Here is a 21,157-nt window from a genome sequence, read left to right as displayed (position 1 = left end):
ATACTCTCTTTAAAAACGTACATTTGCGACTATTTTAATTATGATTTAACGCTGAATGGAAATATTAATAAAAGTATCGCAATTTATCTTAAGTTTATCTTTATTGATTGTATTGCATGAATTAGGGCACTTTATCCCTGCAAAATTATTTAAAACAAGAGTAGAAAAATTCTACTTATTCTTTGATTATAAATTTTCAATTTTTAAGAAAAAGATTGGAGATACTGTTTACGGTATTGGATGGATTCCATTAGGAGGATATGTAAAAATATCTGGAATGATCGATGAAAGTATGGATACTGAGCAAATGGCTTTACCTCCACAACCTTGGGAATTCCGTTCTAAACCGGCGTGGCAACGACTAATTATAATGTTAGGTGGAGTTTTTGTAAACTTTGTTTTAGGTATTTTTATCTACATTATGTTAATGTATGCGTATGGAGAAAAATATTTACCAAACGAAAATGTAAAGGATGGAGTTTGGGTACAAGATTCTTTAGCAATGAATTTAGGTTTACAAACTGGTGATAAAGTTTTGACTATTGATGGTGAAAAAATCAAAAAATTTAATGAGTTAACATTAGGTTTTGTAAATGGAAATAATTTTCAGATTGAAAGAAACGGATTAGTTATTGATAAAGAAATTCCTGAAGATTTCATCTCTCAATTAGTTGACAGAAGTAAAGATGCAGGTCCTGTGATTGCAGTTAGATACCCTTTTGTGATTGCACAAATTCAAAAAGATTCTTTAAATGCTAAAGCAGATATCCTACCTAAAGACATAATAACTGCCGTTAATGGATATCCAGTTTTATACTATGACCAAGCTAAAAGCGAAATAGCGAAATACAAGGGTCAAAACATTTCTATCACATTAAAAAGAGAAAAAGAAATAAAAGAAGTACCTGTTAAAGTCTCTAATTACGGAAACATTGGAGTGGTTTTTGGCGGAACTTCTTATAATGATTTAGAAAAATTGGGTTATTATGATTTAGCAAATATTGAGTATTCTTTTGCAGAAGCAATTCCTGCAGGATGGAACAAATCTGTAAAAACACTTACAGATTATATAAAACAATTAAAGAAGATATTTAATCCGAGTACCGGTGCTTATAAAGGTTTGGGTGGTTTTATTTCTATTGGAAGTATTTTCCCTTCTGAATGGAGCGCAGAAGCATTCTGGAACATTACAGCATTCTTATCTATTATGTTAGGGTTTATGAACCTGCTACCAATTCCTGCTTTAGATGGAGGACACGTTGTGTTTACCCTTTGGGAAATGATTACAGGTAGAAAACCAGGAGATAAGTTTTTAGAATACGCACAAGTAACAGGGTTTATTCTTTTAATAGCACTATTACTTTTCGCAAACGGAAATGATATTTTTAGGCTGTTTAAGTAAAACACCTTGTACTATAATATAAAAAAGAGCCTCACATTTGTGAGGCTCTTTTTTATATACTGAAAGAACGATTGATAAAAGAAACCCAAATATATTCTACATTACACTTGTCGCAAGCAAAAGCTTTTGTTCTTGGAATTAATTTAGCAAACGCACCTCTTTTCATTCTGTGATTAGATTCAGATTTACATTTTGGGCAAGATATCATATTAGAAAACTATTTATTTTACGTCTGCAATCTACTAAAAGCGACTAAAATAAACTTATTCCAAATTAACTAATTTATATTTTATTTCTTCTAATTGTTTTATATGCTAACACCTCTAAAAACATACTATAATAAGACAAATTCGAATAAAAAAAGCCTCACGTTTGTGAGGCTTTTTTTAAACTCTTAAAGAACGATTGATAAAAGGAAACCAAGTATACTGTGTATTACACTTATCGCAAGCATAAGCTCTTGACCCTGGCACTATTCTAGCAAACGCTCCTCTTCTCATTCTATGCCTAGACACAGATTTACATTTAGGACACGCTTTCATATTGGGGAATTAGTTGTTTAACACCGGCAAGTTACTAAAAACTAACTCATTATTACTAAGTAGTTATACCCATTTAATCATTTTTAGACATTTTTTTTACCAATATATTTTGAAGTAATAAGAAACGAATAACTACATTTCTGTCAAAATAAATAGTTGATAAAAAAAGCCATCATTCAAAAAGTTGAATGATGGCTAATATCTAAAAACTAAGTATTGTTATTCTTAAGCAGGTAAATTATCTTTAGTCTCAGTAACCTCTGTAGATGCTATAACCTCAGTAGTTTCTTCGGTAGAGATTTCTTCTGCAGGAATATTTTTTCCTTTTAGATAATTAGGCAATTCCATTCCTGCCATATTAAACATTTCTTGTAAAGGCGGAACTGCTTTATACATTCCAGAAATAAAGTTAGAAGTAGATGTTTTTCCGTCTTTTCCTCCTCCATTTTCCCAAACAGTAACTTTATCAATCTTAATATTTTTAATTGCTTCTGCTTGTATCTTAACTAATTCTGGCAATTTATCTGCAATTAATAATAATGCTGCATTTTGAGAATTGTTTCCAGCTGCTTTTACAATTTGATCGAAACCAGCTGCTTGCTTTGTTAAAACTTCATACAAACCATTTGCTTCTGCCTCTGCTTTTAAGAAAATAGCATCTGCATCACCTTTTGCAATTCTTCTAATATTTTCTGCTTGCGCTTCTGCATCAATCTCTACTTTCGCTTTTGCAATTTCTGCAGGAATAACAATATCTGCATATTTTGTAGCTTTATCTCTAGATGCACGTGCATTTTCTGCCTCTTGCTCTGCTGCATATGCTTCTTCTAGTGCTTTTGCTGCTTGTACTTTTTCTGTTGCAATTGCTCTTTTTTCTGCTTCAGCTTCTCTTTCTCTTCTTAAAGCATCTGATTCTGCAATAGAAATTTTAGCGGTATTTTCTCCCGTTATCGCAAGTGCATCTGCTTCAGAAGTTTTAATTCTTTCTGCTTTTAACGCTTCTGCTTCTCCAATTTTTGCTAATGCAATCGCATTTGCTGTTTGTACTCTCTCATTTTGATTAGCATTTGCTTCTCCAATTTTTGCTTCTGCCATTGAAGCTGCAACTAGCGTTCTTTCATTTTGAGCCGCTTTTGCTTCTCCAATTTTTGCCATTGCTTGTAACTGAGATACTTTAATTCTTTCATCTTGTACAGCATCTGCTACACCAATAGAACCATCTCTCGTTTTTTCTGCTACAGATTTACGTGCTGCGTTAATTGCATGTGCCGCTGCTTCCTTACCTAAAGCTTCTATATAACCAGATTCATCAACAATATCTGTAATATTTACGTTGATTAATTTTAAACCAACTTTCTTTAATTCTGATTCTACAGATTTAGAAATATTCGTTAAAAATTTATCTCTATCAGAATTTATTTCTTCGATATCCATAGATGCAACTACCAAACGTAATTGACCAAAAATGATTTCTTGTGCTAATTCTTGAATATCAGCTTGTGCTAAACCTAATAAACGTTCAGCTGCATTTTGCATGATTCCTGGTTCTGTAGAAACTCCAATTGTAAACCTTGAAGGTACATTTACACGAATATTTTGTTTAGAAAGTGCGTTTACCAAATTCACTTCTATAGAAATTGGTGTTAAATCTAAAAACTGATAATCTTGAATTACAGGAAAAATAAATGCGGCTCCACCATGAATACACTTCGCAGATTCTCCCCCACTAACTTTTCCATAAACAACCAAAATTCTATCTGAAGGACACCTTTTGTATCGTTTTACCATTGCAACAAGCAATATAAAAATGAATAGAATAGCAATTCCGATTCCAATTAATCCAGCAAATTGGCTAGCTTGTAATATCATTAAATTTAGCATAGTTTTTTTATTATTTTTGAGGTTCTATAATTAATATTCCGTTGTTTGTTACTTCAATCACTTTTATGACATTTCCTTGTGTTAAGTCTTCATCATAATCTGTTAAAGCGTCTAATTCTCTTAACGCTCCCTGCACTTTTACTTGTACTTTTCCGATACTTGATCTTTTTGCTCCTACAGTTAAATAAACTTCTCCAATAGTATTTAAAGCATTTTTCATTTTTAAAGTTCCACTAGAAGTTAATTTACTGATGTAATAAAACATTGCTGCCATTACAAACATCATTGCCAAACCACAAAGAAGTGAAATAATAATTGTTGTAGTTTTTGAATTTCCTGCATCTATACTTGAAATTCCGCTCCAACCAAAAATAGTAAAGAATGCTACTAAATTTTTCAATGTAAAAAATTGAAAACCAGCACCTGTATCTGCTTCTATTTCTGCATCTACATCACCAATATCATCTGCATCTGCACCAATAAAAGTACTGATTAATACGATAATAAAGATAAAGGTAGAAATCCCCGTAATTATCCAATACGTCTTTTGAAAAGACGACAATTCTTGAAACCATTCCATCATAGCAAGTTCGTTTTAAAAGTGATTAAATATAAAGGTTTTTGACTAAATAAGACCACTTATTTTATCAATATAAAGAGAAACTCTTTTTTACTGAAATCAACTTTTAAATGCGCTGTTTTTTGATGATTTCAAACTTCAATTAATACCATTTTATCCTAGAAATAAAAGTATTGAAGAGTTAAAGTGTGGTTGAGCTTCTATTATTAGTAGTTTAAAACTTGATTTTGTTACATAAAATTTTCAATAATTTTAAAAAACAAAAAGCCTTGATACAAATGTATCAAGGCTTTTTTTAATTTTTATATAAACGTCTTCTTTAGAAACTATAACGCAATCCAAATAAAACATTACTTGGTGGCATTGGTACAAAACCAGATTCTATATAGTCTGCATCAAAAATATTATTAGCAGTAGCTGTAAAGCTAAATTTATTAAAATCTACAATTACAGAAGCATCCCAAACATTATAACTTGTACCGACAGTTCTTTCTGCATGTTTATAAATAATATTTTGTCTTACATTTTTAAACAATTTACTTGTAAAACGTGTTATAAACTGATGTTTTAATGTGTTTAAAGAATAACGAGATAAATCTTTATTCTGATCTAAAATATCATCATTTAAAAAATTATATCCAAAAGATAAAGTCTGGTTAAAGTCATTTAATTTAAAACGATAATCTGCATTAAACTCAAAACCTTGTGTATTTACTTTTGCAATATTTGTTGCTTCATACTTTGATGTTACATCTGGTCTAATAAAATCGATTAAATTATCTGCATCTCTATTAAAAATTGCTACAGAAGCTGTAAATCTTTCTGAATTATATTTTAATCCAATTTCTTGAGCAAACGCTTCTTCTGGTTTTAAGTTCGGATTACCAATTGTACTTCTATCATTATAATACAAATCTGTATATGTAGGTATTCTGTAAGTAGCACCTAAGTTACCATACGCTTTTAAATTATCAGACAATTTAAAACCAATATCCAACCCTGGAAAAGCATGGAATTTAAAATCAGAAAAATAAGTAACAGCAACTCCTGGAGTAACATCTATTTGACCATCTGCAAATTTAAAACGGTGTTCTAAAAACAAATTTGCCATCGTTCTATTTCTGTTTCCTAAATTATTACTACTGATAAAAACTCTAGAAATATCTACACCAAAACCAGTAATACCTAAATCTGATGTGTAAGACGCGTTTGTTTCTACACCTACTTTATTTGTAATATGTAAGTTTCTATAAACACTTGGGTTATCTCTAATATAAACATAGTCGTCTTGCCCTCTTTTCCAATAAACTCTTGGCGTAATTTTAAACTTTTCTGTTTTAAAAGTAGTAGAAGCACCTAATAAACTACTCTGCGTTTCTTCATATTGTTCTGTAGCAGTTGCACTTGCATAGAATCCATTTGCTCCGAATTTTTTATCGAAAAAAGTAGCTAATACTTCTATAGGTTGTTTTTTCTTATTGAAAGTTCCTTTTAATACATAATTTTTATTTTCAAAATCTGAATTATGTCTATAACCATTCGACTGTAAAACACCTACGTGTGCTATAATAGAAGTATTTTCATATTCTTTTCCAACAGTAATAGAGCGATTAATTTGACCAAAAGAACCAACTTCAATATTTGCAGAAACGGTGTTTGCTAATTTCTTTTTAGTTACAATATTTATTGCTCCAGTAAATGCATTCTGACCGAAGACTCTAGCAGCTGGACCTTTAATAACTTCTATTCTTTCAATAAGCTCAATAGGTAAAGCAGCATTTAATGTGTGATGTCCTGTTTGAGAATCATCCATTTTAATACCATCAATTAAAAGTAACGTTTGATCAAAACCACCACCTCTAATATATAAATCTGCTTGACTACCTGCAGTTCCTCTTCTTCTAATATCTACACCTGCAACTTGTTGTAATAAATCGGCAACATTTGTAGCTGCACTATTTTTTATAACTTTAGATGTAATAACATTAATCGTTCTAGAGTTCGCTTTAAAAGGTAAATCTATTCTAGAAGATTTTATTAAAACTGTATCTAATTCTTGAACCTCCTTTTTTTCCTGAGAAAAAGAAGCCATAGACAATGCTAAAAGAGCAATAATTAAAAATTTATTTCGTGTCATTTTATTTTGATTTTAAAACGCTACAAAAGTCGTAACTTTCCGGACGATTAAACTAGTCCAGTTTTAAAATGAAAGATAGTCCGGTTAACACGTTATTTAAACAACTCATAGATTTTGATAAAAGTCTATCTCAACCTTTATATATACAAGTCTCTCAGCAGATTATAAATGCGATACAACGCAGGTATTTAACCAAAGGTGCAATGTTACCAGGAACCCGTGTTTTAGGTGAGTTATTAAAAATTCACAGAAACACAGCAGTTGCTATCTATGAAGAATTAGCTTCTCAAGGTTGGGTGGAGATAATACCCAATAAAGGCACATTTGTTTTAGATCCTGCGGAACAAACAGCAAAAATAAAAGCAACTTCTCAAAAAGTACATCAAGCTTACACCTACTCTAAAACAACAGGTTTTCCTTTTCAAACATCATTTAATCTAGCATCAACTACTCAATTAACAGATGCTAAGTATACAATTAATGACGGAAAACCAGATTTACGATTGCATCCTGTTCATGAATTTACAAGATGGTACAGCGCTGCCATGAAACGAAAAACGTTGGTAAATAAATGGAACAGACACAATGAATCTTCCTATTCATTATTTCAAACGCAACTATGTAATTATTTAAATGCAACTCGAGGTTTTCATATAAATCCAAATAATTTAATAAATACACGTAGTACAGAAATGAGTTTGTACATCGTATCTCAATTATTAATGAAACAAAACGATATTGTATTAGTTGGACATTTAAGTAATTACGCATCAAATATGATTTTTCAACAAGCAGGTGCAAGTATCAAAACAATTCCTGTAGATAAAGATGGTTTGGATGTTGATTATATTAGAAAACATTTTGTAAAAAAAAGTATCAGATGCGTTTATGTTTGTGCTCATAGAGATTACCCAACTGTAGTTACATTAAGCGCAGAGCGTCGTTTAGAGTTGTTACAACTTGCCAAAGAATACGGATTTGCTATTATTGAAGATGATTACGATTACGATTTTCAGTTTGAAGGTTCTGCAATGTTACCAATGGCAAGTGCAGATGCGAATGGAATGGTCATTTATTTAGGGAAATTAGGAAGGTCTTTATTTCCAAGTTTTCAAACAGGATTTGTAGTCGCACCAGAAAATCTAATTTCTGAAGCAAAAAATTATCTGCAATTATTAGACAAACAAGGTGATTTAATTCAAGAACAAATGTTGTCTGAATTAATTCATGAAGGTGAGATATATCGTTTGATGAAAAAAAATATCATCATCTATAAACAAAGACGCGATTATTTATGTGAACTCCTAACTGAATATTTTTCAGAAATTATTCAATGGAAAGTTCCTTCGGGAGGGTTAGCTATTTGGTTAGAGTTTCAATCGAATATATCTTTAGTAAAACTAGCAGAAGAAGCAGAAAAAAATAATTTATTTCTACCAAAAACGATTTTGTATCAAGATAGAAACACCTGTGCTATTCGTTTTGGATTTGGACATTTAGAGATAGAAGAGATAGAAACTGTGATTAAAAAATTAAAAAGTGCTTATAATAAGGTTGTTGATCTTCTTGAAAACTAATTTTATTTTATCCGATTAAGATATTAACAACGCAATTTTGCCTGCTATTTTTTGATACTTTTATAACATGTTTGCACTCGTAGATTGTAATAATTTTTATGCTTCTTGTGAACGGGTTTTTAATCCGAATTTACAAGGAAAACCAATTGCTATTTTAAGCAATAATGATGGTTGTGTTATTTCTATGAGCGATGAGGCTAAGAAATTACAACTGCCTTTTGGTGCGCCAATTTTTAAATGGGATGCATTCTGTAAAGCAAATAATATTACCGTTTTATCTTCTAATTACCCTTTATATGGAGATATGAGTTCTAGAGTTATGAATATTCTTGCAGACTTTTCACCAGATGTAGAAGTCTATTCTATCGATGAATCTTTTTTGAAATTAGATGGTTTCGAAAATTATGATTTGATTGAATATGCAACCAAAATGAGAAGCAGAGTTCTAAAATGGACAGGCATACCAACTTGTGTAGGAATTGCACCTACAAAAGCATTGACAAAAGTTGCCAATAAAATTGCACGTTCTAACCTAAAACAATCGAAAGGAATTTGTGTAATTGATTCTGAAGAAAACAGAATTAAAGCATTAAAATGGACCAAAATTGGAAATGTTTGGGGAATTGGAAGTCGTTTAAAAAAACGATTACAAGCAAAAGGTTGTGTAACTGCGTATGATTTTACACAATTACCAAGTGATTTGGTTTTAAAAGAGTTTTCTATTGTAGAATGGCGTTTACAAAAAGATTTACAAGGAATTTCTAAAATTCCGTTAGAAGAAGTTTCATCAAAAAAGATGATTGCAACAACCAGAAGTTTTGAATATACATATTCTGATATTGATAATATTAAAGAACGTATTTCTACGTTTGCAGCAAGTTGTGCAGAAAAATTACGGAATCAAGAATCGAGTTGTCACATGTTAATTGTGCAACTTTCTAGTGATCGTCATAAAAAAGAAATGCAACAACATAGAGAAAGTACAACGGTTGTTTTTTCTTATCCAACAGATTCTACTTTAACGATTGCTAATGCTGCTGTAGCTGCTGTAAAATCTATTTTTAAAAGTGGCATAAAATATAAAAGAGCAGGCGTAATTGTTACTGGTTTAGTACCTAATGATAATTTTCAACTGAATTTATTTTCAAGCGAAAACCCAAAACACAAACCTTTAATGTCTGCTATTGACAAGTTGAATAAAAAGTTTAAATCTGATAAAATCAAATTAGGAAATCAAGATTTAAATCGAACTTGGAAAATGCGTCAAGAAAGATTATCTTCTAAATTCACGACAAATATTAATGAGATTATAACTGTAAAATAAACCTTCTTTTTATGAATGATAATTATAAAATTTTAGCTGTTTTTGAATATTCAACAGAAGCACATGTTACAAAATCGAGATTAGACTCAGAAGGTTTTAAAACGATGTTGATGGATGAAAAAACAATAGATTCAGATCCTTTAATTAGTAATGCAATTGGTGGCGTAAAACTATTAGTTCATCAAAATGATTTTGAGAAAGCTCTTAAAATTTATAATGAAATTAGAACCTATCAAAAAGATAAAAACGGGAATGATATTTTTTGTCCTAAATGTAATTCTAGCAGCGTGTTAATTGCTCCTATTCAAAGAAAAAATGTGTTTTATATGTTATTTCCTTTTTTTGAGAAGACAAGACACATCTGTAATGATTGTAAGACTATCTTTTAATTGTAAAATAATATCTAAAAGATTTAAAGAAAAGTTATAATTTGCAGTCAAATGAAAACAATAATAATGAAATATTTTACACTACTTTTTTTAATTACAATAGGGCTTTTAACAGGTTGTAAGGACACTGAAAAAGCAAAGCCTACAGAAGAAAAAGTTTCTGTAGAAAGCATAGCATCTTCAAATGCACATGAAGTTGTTGTACTAGAAAAAATAGCAGCCGGAGGATATATTTATCTTAAAGTTTCTGAAAATAATAAAGAATATTGGATGGCAATACCAGGTAGACCGATAGAAATAGGAGCTACTTACTATTATGACCAAGGAATGGAAATGGGGAAATTTGAAAGTAAAAGTCTAAAACGAACTTTTGAAAACATTGTTTTTGCTCAAGGTGTTAGAGATAATAAGGATGCAGTTAAGACTGCTACAAAGAAAATTATTAATAAAGGGAATTCAAAAGTAGTTAACGTTGATAAAGCTGCTAACGGAATACGAATTGCAGAACTTTTTGAAAACCCTGAAGCATATCAAAACAAACAAGTTATTATCAAAGCAAAAGTTGTAAAGGTTAATAACGGAATTATGGGTGTTAATTTTATGCATTTACAAGATGGTACAAAAGGAAACGGCCAATTCGATATTACAGTTACAAGTAATGATAGGTTTAGAGTTGGTAGCGTTGTTACCATAAAAGGAACTGTTGTTTTAAATAAAGACTTTGGAGCAGGTTACTCTTATGACGTACTTGTTGAAAAAGCCGTTATTTTACAATAAAATCGAATAAATTCTATATATCCGATTTTTATCATGCTGATAAAAATCAGCGACTATTTGCAAAATCAGCGGGAAAATAAATATAAAAGGAAATTGTCCCGCAGATTCAGCAGATTTACGCAGAATAAAAATAAATATTTGTTTTTTGTAACGTTACAAAGTAGACGCCGTAAAACAACAATTTATGGGTTTATGATACTTAGGGATAATCAAAAATAAATTTAAAGAAGAGCTGTAATTTACATTCAAATGGAAACATCTAAAACACTTACTTTTTTTACACCAAAAGCTTCCACTGGAAATGGAGCTGTATTTGTAGATGTTGGCATTTCTGCCGGATTTCCATCACCTGCAGATGATTTTAGAGAAACCAGAATTTCTTTAGATGATGAGCTTATTCAGAATAAAGACGCTACTTTTTTTGCAAAAGTAAAAGGTCAATCTATGATTGATGCTGGTTTAGACGACAATGATTTATTAGTTATTGATAGAAGTTTAGAACCTGCAAACAATAAAATTGCAGTCTGTTTTTTAGATGGTGAATTTACTGTAAAGCGTTTACGAGTAGAAAAAAATGAAGTTTGGTTACAACCAGAAAACCCTAATTATCCGATTATAAAAATTACTGAAGATAACGACTTTATGATTTGGGGAATTGTAACTAGCGTCATAAAAAAAGTATAAATTTCTACCTTACCTTTTATTCTTTTCTACAAAAAGAATACCTTTATTTAAAAATTTAAAATATGGAAAATACGTTTCAAAACAAAGTATTATTAATTGAATCTACAGATCAAGTTCGTGTAGAATTTTACAAAAAAACATACGCACACGTTGCTGGTGGTGTTTTAGTATTTGTGCTTTTTGAATATTTATTACTTCAAAGCAGTATGATTGTAGACTTTATGATGTCTATGACACAAGGTTGGCGTTGGTTAATAATGTTGGGTGGTTTTATGCTAGTTACAAATTATGCAGAAAGTACCATTTTAAAAACATCCGATAAAAACACACAATATTTGGCGTATGCGCTTTATATTTTTGCACAAGCACTTATTTTTGTTCCGCTTTTATACATCGCAATTTACTATACAGATAGTTCAGAATTGGTGCAACAAGCGGCAGTAGTTACTTTGGCATTATTTGCTGGTATATCTGCAGTTGTTTTTGTTACTAAAAAAGATTTTTCATTTATAAAAGCAGGTTTAACTGTTGGCTTTTTTATTGCAATGGGATTAATTGTTGCAGGTTCTTTATTTGGTTTCGATCTAGGTTTATGGTTTTCTGTAGGAATGTGTGTATTGGCTGGAGGTTCTATTTTATATCAAACTTCTAACTTGGTAAATAAATACGGAACAGAAGATTACATCCCTGCTTCTTTAGGTTTATTCGCATCATTAATGTTACTTTTTTGGTATGTTTTACGAATATTTATGTCTAGAGATTAAGATTTAATTTTATATAAATTTAAAGAAATCAGTACTTTTTAGTGCTGATTTTTTTTGCTTAAAATTAAAATAATTATCATTTTTAAATATTTTATTATTGTTTTTCGATAATTTATATATACATTTGTGAAAATATTTAAAGAAAAAAACCATGAAGTTTAAAAACGTATTGTATTTAGTAGTCTTATCTATAATGTTAAGTAGTTGTGCAGGAGCAAAAGTAAGAAAGATCCTTAAAGTGGGAGAAGTTACTCAAAAAAACTACAAAGTAACATTTCCGTTTGAATATACTAAAACAGGACATATTCTTTTAAAAGTAACAATTAAAGGGGAAGTTTATGATTTCATTTTAGATACAGGGGCCACTAATATTATTTCTAATGAATTAGCAGATAAATTAAATCTTATTACTGCTGGTTCATCTGATATAGCTGATATTAATGATAAGTCAGCGAATTTAGCATATGTAAAATTAGATGATATTGAGGTTGGTGGAATAAATTTTAAAGGAACTATAGGTTCTATATTAGATCTTAAAAAAGGAGATCTAGCTTGTTTAGAAGTTGATGGACTAATAGGTTCTAACCTAATGAGACATGCAGTTTGGGATTTTGATTTTCAAAACAAAATGATAACCATTACTGATAACGAAGAAACTTTAAATATACCAACGGATCATTCTGAATCAAAAATATTTGTAGGTGATGCCTATCAAGTATCAATTATTACAAAAGTAAATGGAGAAAAGGTATTAAATAATGTAATAGATTTAGGGAATTCTGGTGATTCTCATTTGAGCTATAAAGTTTTTAACGAACAAAAAGAATCAAAAAAAATTAGCAAATCTATTAGAGGTTCTGGTGGTTCTGGTTTTGGAGCTTTTGGAAAAAGTGCAAAATTAAGAAAATCACATTTGGCTAGAATTGAGAGTTTTAAAATAGGAGATTATGATATAAACGATGCTATTGTTATCGTAAAGGATCTAGACAATAATATAGGATTAGAATTTCTTAAAAATTATAGAGTTATTTTTAACTGGAAAACAAAAAGTTTAAAACTAATTAAACAAAGTAAAAGAGAAAAAAATGAAGGAGTCGCTTTTGGTTTTAACCCTACATTTGAGAAAAACAAACTCTTTGTTGACTATATATATGATGATATTGATGCCTCAAAATTTTTAAAATACAGAGATCAAATTCTAAGTATAAATAAAATAAATTATTCACACGTAACGCAAGAACAATGGTGTAAAATTGTACAAAATGGTCTTTTCAACGATGTAGAAACGAATACGATAAAAATAAAGGTATTAAGAAATGGTCAAGAACTTGAATTCATTATAGAAAAAGCAAAATTACTGTAACGCTCTTAAATTTATTTAATAAATTTAGAAAAAATAAAACTTTATGAAAAAAATTATTTACATCTGTGCAAAGTCTTTCTTTTACATATTTAGTACTTTCTTTTTGTTTGTATTTTTATTTTCAATTTTATCATTAATTGAACAGTATCGGTTTTTTGACGCTCCTTTTGTAGATGTTTTAGAGAATGACGTAAATGGTTTTAATGCCCAAATTAGTATTCCATTTATAAAAGGAGTTATTAAATACCAGTTTTCGTATACGATTATTTTTATGTGGCTTTGGCTATTGTTTTATTCAATATACTTTTATGTGTTAAAAGAATTTTTTAAGATTTTTATAGAAGACGAGCTGTTTACAACAAAATCTTTAAATAAACTTAAAATATTCTTTAGACTAAATTTTATTCCAATCATTTTAAATACTGGTATTATAATTATGGGTTGGATAGAAAATGAAAAAGTTAGTTTCGAAGAAGAATATTTTTATCTTTTTATTCACTCTTGTATAGCACTTATAATTTATACATATATCGATATTTTTAAGAAAGGGCAAAAACTACAGGAAGAAAACGATTTAACAATATAATATGGCAATCATAGTAAACTTAGACGTAATGCTTGCCAAACGCAAAATGCGGAGTAAAGAATTGGCAGAAATAATTGGTATTACAACTGCAAACTTATCCATTTTAAAATCGGGTAAAGCAAAAGCAGTTCGTTTTTCTACTTTAGAAGCAATTTGCAAAGCATTAGAGTGTCAACCTGCAGATATTTTAGAATATATAGAAGATTAATTCAAGTTTCTTTTTTCAACAAAAAAACGCTTTAAAAGCTGCGAACATTCGTTTTCTAAAATTCCTGCTACTACTTTTGTCTTTGGATGTAACGTAGTATTTAAGTTTTTAAAACCTCTTTCTGGTTCTGAAGCTCCATAAACAATCTTACCAATTTGAGCCCAATAACTTGCACCAGCGCACATTTGGCAAGGCTCTAAAGTAACATACAAAACACACTCTTTTAAATACTTTCCGCCTAAAAAATCTGCAGCAGCAGTAAAAGCTTGCATTTCTGCATGCGCAGTTACATCTGTCAATGTTTCTGTTAAATTATGTGCTCTTGCAATAATTTGATCTTTAAAAACAATAACAGCTCCAACAGGAACTTCGCCTTTATCAAAAGCAGTTTCTGCTTCCTGTAAAGCTCTTTTCATAAAATAAGTATCGTCGAAAGGTTGTATCATTTTTTTGAATATAAAAATCAATATTACAAAATTTGATGTTGTATTTTTGTGTTTGAATGAAGAACTTATTAGAAAACATATCAAATCCGTCTGATTTAAGAAAATTAAATCCAGAACAATTAACTCAAGTCGCAAAAGAATTGAGGGCATTTATTATTGATATTGTATCTACAAAAGAAGGTCATTTAGGTGCTAGTTTAGGTGTTGTAGAAATTACAATTGCTATTCATTATTTATTTGACACTCCTAATGATTTATTGGTTTGGGATGTTGGCCATCAAGCATACGGACATAAAATTTTAACGGGAAGAAAAGATAATTTTCATACCAATAGACAATTTGGTGGAATTGCAGGTTTTCCGTCAATAAAAGAAAGCGAATTTGATGCTTTTGGAGTTGGGCATTCATCAACTTCTATTTCTGCAGCATTAGGAATGGCAATTGCTTCTAACCTAAAAGGAGAAATAGAAAAACAACATATTGCTGTAATTGGTGATGCTTCTATTGCTAGCGGAATGGCTTTTGAAGCCTTGAATCATGCAGGGGTTTCAAATGCGAATTTACTCATCATTTTAAACGATAATGCTATTGGAATCGATCCTTCAGTTGGTGCTTTAAAAGAGTATTTAACAAAGGTAAAAACCGATAAAAGATTAGCAGTACAAAATAATATTATAAAAGCGTTGAATTTTGATTATTCAGGTCCTATTGATGGACATGATTTACCAAAAGTTTTATCAGAATTAGAAAGATTAAAATCTGTAAAAGGGCCTAAATTTTTACATGTAATTACCACAAAAGGAAAAGGTTTACAGCAAGCAGAAGAAGACCAAGTTACCTATCATGCTCCAGGGAAATTTGATAAAATTTCTGGAGAAAGAATAAAAAAGGAAGAAAGTTTATATACCAAATATCAAGATGTTTTTGGAAAAACAATTGTAGAATTAGCTGCTCAGAATGATAAAATTGTTGGTATTACACCAGCAATGTTAACAGGAAGTTCACTAAAGTTTATGATGGAGAAATACCCAAAAAGAACTTTTGATGTTGGTATTGCAGAACAACATGCTGTAACTTTAGCTGCAGGAATGGCGACACAAGGTTTAATACCATTTTGTAATATTTATTCTACGTTTTTACAACGTGCTTACGACCAAGTAATTCATGATGTAGCATTGCAAAACTTACCTGTTGTTTTTTGTTTAGACAGAGCAGGTTTGGTTGGTGAAGATGGAGCAACACATCATGGTGTTTTTGACTTGGCATATTTACGTTGCATTCCTAATCTAATTATTTTTGCGCCAAGAAATGAAATTGAATTGCGTAATATTATATACACTTCTCAATTAGTATTAAAAAATCCGATTGCAATTCGTTATCCAAGAGGAACAGGAACTATTATTGATTGGCAAAAACCTTTTGAAAAAATAAAAATAGGAAAAGGAATTCAATTAAAAAAAGGAAGTAAAACAGCAATTCTATCTGTTGGAACAATTGCTAAAAATGTTTCTGAAGCATTTAAGTTAATAGATAAAGACTTCGATAACCTCAACTCAAGCTCTTTATTTTCTCATTACGATATGCGTTTTGTAAAACCTTTGGATGAAAATTTATTACATACTATTTTTTCAACCTATAAAACAATTATTACAGTTGAAGATGGCACTATAAAAGGTGGTTTTGGAAGTGCTATTTTAGAATTTGCTTCTAACAACAATTATCAACATAAAATAAAGAATCTCGGAATTCCTGATGAATTTATCGAACACGGAAGTGTTTTAAGATTACAAAACGAAATTGGTTTAGACTCAGATAGTCTAGCTAAAAACTTTCAATTATTATCATAAAAAAAGACGCTTTTAAGCGTCTTTTTTTATGATAAATCAATATTTTCAAATCATTACATCGGAACTCCTCTTGTTTTCTTTTTAGTCAGTACTACTTTAATATACTTCTGTTTTCCGTTAATCAAACAACTAACTACAGCTTCGTTTTCATTTAAAACAAAAGGAATCTTCTCTTCTTTAGACACCTCTTTTTTATGATCCTTTTGAGCATCAGACACAAATCTATCCGAATTACTCTTATTTTTAAAAAAAGCCTGATAACTCCCTAAACCTTGTAATTTAAGACTGGCATATTTGTCCTTAAAATAAACGCCTTTTAGTTCAATCTTTTTATCATCAAGAGTATCACTTTCATCCATTTTTAAAAAGACACTAAAGCCAGAACCTCCACCTTTTACACCAGAGGACCAAGAACTATAAGATGAATCCGTAAAACTTAAAACAGGTTTTTTTTCTAATTTATAAGTATTTGCACACCCAAAAAGTACAATTAAAAAAAAGACGCTTAAAAGGTTAATTTTAGACATAATTTTTAATTAGTTTTTAATAAACTTAAAATTTTGTTGTTTACCATCAACATTTAACTTGACAAGATAAACTCCAGAATTCAAGTTTTCTACATTAATTTTTTTGTTTTCTACGGCTCCTTTTTTAACAACCTTTCCTGTAATATCAGAAATATTATAAATCAGGTTCTTACTTAAATCTAAGGTACTACTCTGTAGGTTTAATTCCTTTTTAGTAGGATTTGGATAAAACGATAATTCAATTTTATCACTATTATAATCAGAAGTAGAAAGTGTACCTTTTACAGTGGTTTCAAACATTCCATTACCATGAGTTCCAATTAATAATTTATTGTCAGAGGGTCTATATGCTAAACTACTAATTAAAGCAAGCCCTATATTATCTGCTCCTTCCATTTCCCAATCTTTAGTTGTAGGATCTGTTGAACTATACAAACCTCTTGCTGTACCTACAAAATAAACAATTTCATCTCCCACTTGTGTTATTGCTGCAGAACGAATTGAATGTGCAGATAAATTTCTTTCAACTAAAGTCCAATTTGGTGTTGCTGTAGTTGCATTTGTTGACAAAAATATACTAGGAATATCATAATTAGAATAAACCGCTAAAACAATATCTGGGTTTGTAGGATGAATTGCAATGTCATTAACTATTGCACCTGCTGAAGTTGTTGCGCCTGATGGTGTAATATTAATAGCCTCCGTAGTTAAACTTGTTAAATTTTGTGGATCGTTAACTTTAAAAACACCTCCGCTACTACCTCCAATTAATAAAAAACTAGTTAAAGAATTGTATGTTCCTCTAGTTGTTTCAAAAGTTCTTAAATCTTCGGAAGTACTTAAGGTACTTGCATTTACCCAAGTATCTGAAGCAACTGAAGCAGCATTACTTGTTCTATATAATTCACTTTTTGCAGCATAATATAAATTATCATTATTATCTGGATCTAAATAATAATAGGTAACAAATTGGGCATTCTCTTCTACTGGAGCGTCAGTAGGTGTAATTTCTCTATAAACATTATTTGGGTAGTTTGTATAAATTACTCCTTGTTGATAACCCAAAAATAATTGTGTATCTAAATCTGCATTTCTTCTTGCTATACCAACAGCAACTCCATCACCAGGTCCAACACTACTCATTGTAGTATTATCTATTAAACCTGCATCTGTACCTCCCATAGTTGTTCCATTATCTTGTGCTCCTCCTAAAACCATATTACTTCCGCTTAAAGGATCTATAGTAACATGATAATATTGATAGGTAATGTAATTATTATTTAAATTTTCCCAGACTACATCTGTAGCTCCAATATTTATAGTTCTATGCACACCTCCATCTGTTCCACTAAAAAGTTTGTTTGTATCATTTGTGTCAAACTCTATAACATGAATATCTGGATGATGTTCTACACCACCTTCATCATAAATATAATAACCAGAATTATTTTTATATCCTCCTATTCTAACGAATGTAGCATCAGTTGTAATGTTTGCTATCTTATAAATATTTGTACCACCAATTACTACAAAATTTTCATTATCTGGTTTTACAGACACCACAAGATCATAACCTCCTTGAACTGCAAAAGGATCATTACCCGGAGAATCTCCATCTGGCTCATCTGGTAATTTAGAAGAATAATCTGTCCATGCACTTGTTGCAGGGTTATATTGCCATAAATCTGCTTCTTTTCCTTCAGAATTTCCATTTACATATAATGCATAGATCATTCCATCAACAGAAGGTGCTTCGCCTAAAACTATTCTTCCTGTAGCTGCCCAATCAGTTGGAGTACCATTCTTAGAAATCTGAGACCAAGAACCATTTCCTGTTAGTGATAACCAAACTCCTTCTAAATCTGTACCTCCAGCAAAACTTGCGTATACTTTTCCGCTTGTTGTAACAACTACATCAGTAAAACCTAATGAGTTACCAGGTAATTGTAGTTCTATCGTTAAACTAGTTCCATCATACCTATAAATTCTACCAGTTGTAGCAATAAATAAATCACCAGTTATTGAATTCACTTCTAGTGCATTTGTATAATCAAAAAAACTATCAAAAATTGTATGATCAGAATCTGTACCAGGTATAATACTCCAAGTTAATCCACTATCAATAGATTTCCAAACACCTTGTCCTCTAAAAGTCGCTGTCTTTAATGAAGCACTGTTTCCAGACCATTCTCCAGTAGCATAATACCATATATTTTGAAAACCTACTCTTGTGTCTTGTGCTAAAGCTGTAACGTTATGGATTTCACCTGAAGGACTTACTTTTGTCCAGCTTGTTCCTCCATTTGTGGTTCTAAACACACCGCTACTAACACCTCCAGAAAGTATCGTATTACTAGTCGCATCAGAAACATCTACAGCAAAAGCTCTTGTTCTTCCTCCTAAATTAGAAGGGCCTCTTGTTGTATAGCTACTAGAAGTAGTTCTTTGAAGTCTTTTTTGTTTCATTAGAGATAAAGACATATTATTCTCTTTTGCTTTCTCTTCCAGAGGAATTTCTCCTGTTATAGGGTTTCTCTGCATATTTAATTCATATTTTTCTCTTTCAATGTTATATAATGCTCTCGCATTTTCAGGTTTATTTTTTTGTTTGATTTCAACTTCTGGAATAATAACCGATGACTCGCTTTTGTTACTTTGTTTTGTAACATAAAAAATAGCGATTGCTATAATAGCAAAGAATGGAATTAATAATTTTTTTTTCATAATTTTATCTACTTTTTAATAAAGGCAGGTTGTGCAATTATTAATTATTTTAAATAATATTTCCCGTTAATTTTTTATGCATTCTTATTGCATAACTGTCTGACATTCTAGAAACATAACTACAAATTTGTAGTATTCTATCGTATAAACTAGCTGTTTCTGTTTGATACTCTTGTGGTAATAAATTTAATACTAATTTATCAAAATTAGAAGAATTTCCATCAAATTTATTATTTAAAGCTGTTACAAATACATCTAACAAGTCAGCTATAATTCTATAACCTGCTACTTCTTTTTCAACAACCTCTTTACTTCTATAAATTTTATCAACACTTATCTTAATGATGTCGTTAATTTGAGCCTCATACTTACATTTATCTAGTAAAGATTTTTCGAAAGTTCCATTTAAAAGCGCTTCTTCGTTTTCTAAGAAAATAGTTACAGCTTCATCAATTAATGACCCAATAGCTAAAGCTCTTAAATATGCTGTTCTATCTGTTGTATGTTTTAATGCGTAATATTTATCTCTATCTATATTTTTCACCAATTTAGACATATACTCTAAAGTATAACTTTCATCAATTAAGCCTAAATTAATTCCGTCTTCAAAATCGATAATTGTATAACAAATGTCATCTGCAGCTTCTACTAAATAAGCCAACGGATGTCTGTAAAATGAAACAGACGAAGTCGATTTTTGTTTCATTCCTAGATCTTTAACTACATCTAAAAATTCTTTTTTTTCTGATTGAAAAAAGCCATACTTTTTATCAACAATATGATTTGTAGGTTTTTTAGGAAGACTTTCTTTTGGATATTTTAAGAATGCTCCTAAAGTTGCATAACTTAAACGCAAACCTCCAGAAATACCTTCTCTAGTTTCTGTTAAAATCTTAAAACCATTTGCATTTCCTTCAAAATCTATTAAATCTTGATATTCTTTTTCTGTTAATTGGTCTTTGTATTTTGAGCCATTTCCTGACTTAAAATACTCGCCAATAGCTTTTTCTCCAGAATGCCCAAAAGGCGGATTACCAATATCGTGCATTAAAGAAGCAGTACCTACAATAGCACCAAAATCATTAAAAGTATATCCTAGTTTTTGTAAATTCGGATGACGTTCTAACAACTCTTTACCAACTCTTCTACCCAAAGTTCTACCAACTACAGAAACCTCTAAACTATGTGTTAAACGTGTATGTACAAAATCGGTTTCCGATAAAGGAATTACTTGTGTTTTATCTTGCAGACTTCTAAATGCTGATGAAAATATAATTCTATCAAAATCTACATCAAAACCCAAACGGGTTTCGTCTTGTGCTATTCTTTCGCGTTTTTGGGTGTCGCCAAAGCGTTTTAAAGAAAGGAGTTGTTCCCAGTTCATTGTTTTATTTTAATT

The 21,157-nt window shown here is 30.4% G+C and carries 18 protein-coding genes; 11 read left to right on the top strand and 7 right to left on the bottom strand.

What is annotated here, in order from left to right; all coding sequences use genetic code 11:
* The first annotated feature begins 55 nt into the window (after positions 1-55).
* A complete protein-coding gene (gene rseP / locus BTO07_RS13115) occupies positions 56-1,402 on the top strand; it encodes an RIP metalloprotease RseP (RefSeq protein WP_087521662.1) in 1,347 nt (448 codons plus the stop codon).
* Positions 1,403-2,169: 767 nt separating this feature from the next.
* On the opposite strand, the gene BTO07_RS13110 is transcribed toward rseP, so the two are convergent.
* The 3 genes from BTO07_RS13110 to BTO07_RS13100 all read right to left on the bottom strand — a co-directional run bounded on the left by BTO07_RS13110 (position 2,170) and on the right by BTO07_RS13100 (position 6,542).
* Positions 2,170-3,813: a flotillin family protein gene (locus BTO07_RS13110; protein WP_087522647.1), complete on the bottom strand. Its 1,644-nt coding sequence runs from the start codon at positions 3,811-3,813 to the stop codon at positions 2,170-2,172.
* A 22-nt stretch (positions 3,814-3,835) separates the two neighbouring features.
* Positions 3,836-4,405 carry a hypothetical protein gene (locus tag BTO07_RS13105; RefSeq protein ID WP_232457034.1) on the bottom strand — a complete coding sequence of 190 codons (570 nt, stop codon included), beginning with the start codon at positions 4,403-4,405 and terminating at the stop codon, positions 3,836-3,838.
* Positions 4,406-4,724: 319 nt separating this feature from the next.
* Positions 4,725-6,542, bottom strand: coding sequence for a TonB-dependent receptor plug domain-containing protein (locus BTO07_RS13100; RefSeq protein ID WP_087521660.1), 1,818 nt, complete (start codon positions 6,540-6,542; stop codon positions 4,725-4,727).
* 68 nt (positions 6,543-6,610) lie between these two features.
* On the opposite strand from BTO07_RS13100, the gene BTO07_RS13095 reads away from it, so the two are divergent.
* The 9 genes from BTO07_RS13095 (at position 6,611) to BTO07_RS13055 (ending at position 14,214) form a co-directional block, all read left to right on the top strand.
* On the top strand, positions 6,611-8,119 hold the full coding sequence (locus tag BTO07_RS13095; RefSeq protein WP_087521659.1) for an aminotransferase-like domain-containing protein: 1,509 nt from the start codon (positions 6,611-6,613) through the stop codon (positions 8,117-8,119).
* Positions 8,120-8,186: 67 nt separating this feature from the next.
* Positions 8,187-9,443, top strand: coding sequence for a Y-family DNA polymerase (locus tag BTO07_RS13090; RefSeq protein ID WP_087521658.1), 1,257 nt, complete (start codon positions 8,187-8,189; stop codon positions 9,441-9,443).
* A gap of 11 nt (positions 9,444-9,454) precedes the next feature.
* Positions 9,455-9,832, top strand: coding sequence for a DUF2007 domain-containing protein (locus BTO07_RS13085; protein WP_087521657.1), 378 nt, complete (start codon positions 9,455-9,457; stop codon positions 9,830-9,832).
* A gap of 51 nt (positions 9,833-9,883) precedes the next feature.
* Complete coding sequence (locus BTO07_RS13080; RefSeq protein ID WP_157663351.1) at positions 9,884-10,609, top strand: OB-fold nucleic acid binding domain-containing protein; 726 nt, start codon at positions 9,884-9,886, stop codon at positions 10,607-10,609.
* Between the two features lie 249 nt (positions 10,610-10,858).
* Positions 10,859-11,293: a LexA family protein gene (locus BTO07_RS13075; protein ID WP_087521655.1), complete on the top strand. Its 435-nt coding sequence runs from the start codon at positions 10,859-10,861 to the stop codon at positions 11,291-11,293.
* Positions 11,294-11,355: 62 nt separating this feature from the next.
* A complete protein-coding gene (locus BTO07_RS13070) occupies positions 11,356-12,057 on the top strand; it encodes a Bax inhibitor-1/YccA family protein (RefSeq protein ID WP_087521654.1) in 702 nt (233 codons plus the stop codon).
* Positions 12,058-12,208: 151 nt separating this feature from the next.
* Complete coding sequence (locus BTO07_RS13065) at positions 12,209-13,420, top strand: retropepsin-like aspartic protease (RefSeq protein WP_087521653.1); 1,212 nt, start codon at positions 12,209-12,211, stop codon at positions 13,418-13,420.
* 43 nt (positions 13,421-13,463) lie between these two features.
* Complete coding sequence (locus tag BTO07_RS13060; RefSeq protein WP_087521652.1) at positions 13,464-14,006, top strand: DUF2975 domain-containing protein; 543 nt, start codon at positions 13,464-13,466, stop codon at positions 14,004-14,006.
* A gap of 1 nt (position 14,007) precedes the next feature.
* Positions 14,008-14,214, top strand: a complete 207-nt coding sequence (locus BTO07_RS13055; protein WP_087521651.1) for a helix-turn-helix domain-containing protein — start codon at positions 14,008-14,010, stop codon at positions 14,212-14,214.
* On the opposite strand, the gene BTO07_RS13050 is transcribed toward BTO07_RS13055, so the two are convergent.
* A complete protein-coding gene (locus BTO07_RS13050) occupies positions 14,211-14,660 on the bottom strand; it encodes a nucleoside deaminase (RefSeq protein ID WP_087521650.1) in 450 nt (149 codons plus the stop codon). The two genes, BTO07_RS13055 and BTO07_RS13050, sit on opposite strands and share 4 nt — an antisense overlap.
* A gap of 56 nt (positions 14,661-14,716) precedes the next feature.
* On the opposite strand from BTO07_RS13050, the gene dxs reads away from it, so the two are divergent.
* Positions 14,717-16,507, top strand: coding sequence for a 1-deoxy-D-xylulose-5-phosphate synthase (gene dxs / locus BTO07_RS13045; protein WP_087521649.1), 1,791 nt, complete (start codon positions 14,717-14,719; stop codon positions 16,505-16,507).
* A gap of 53 nt (positions 16,508-16,560) precedes the next feature.
* Here dxs and BTO07_RS17460 read toward each other — a convergent pair whose 3' ends face one another.
* From BTO07_RS17460 to BTO07_RS13030, 3 genes are read right to left on the bottom strand one after another with little or no spacing between them, the layout of a single operon-like run.
* Positions 16,561-17,034, bottom strand: a complete 474-nt coding sequence (locus tag BTO07_RS17460; protein WP_198342469.1) for a hypothetical protein — start codon at positions 17,032-17,034, stop codon at positions 16,561-16,563.
* 9 nt (positions 17,035-17,043) lie between these two features.
* The gene (locus BTO07_RS17565) at positions 17,044-19,758 is read right to left on the bottom strand and encodes a T9SS type A sorting domain-containing protein (RefSeq protein ID WP_232457033.1); all 2,715 of its coding nucleotides are present in this window, start codon (positions 19,756-19,758) and stop codon (positions 17,044-17,046) included.
* A 49-nt stretch (positions 19,759-19,807) separates the two neighbouring features.
* Positions 19,808-21,142, bottom strand: a complete 1,335-nt coding sequence (locus BTO07_RS13030; protein WP_087521648.1) for a deoxyguanosinetriphosphate triphosphohydrolase — start codon at positions 21,140-21,142, stop codon at positions 19,808-19,810.
* Positions 21,143-21,157 lie beyond the last annotated feature (15 nt).

Source organism: Polaribacter sp. SA4-12 (assembly GCF_002163675.1).
Taxonomy (GTDB): domain Bacteria; phylum Bacteroidota; class Bacteroidia; order Flavobacteriales; family Flavobacteriaceae; genus Polaribacter.
Note: the sequence above shows the minus strand (reverse complement) of the source record. Positions and strands in the feature narration are given on the sequence as shown.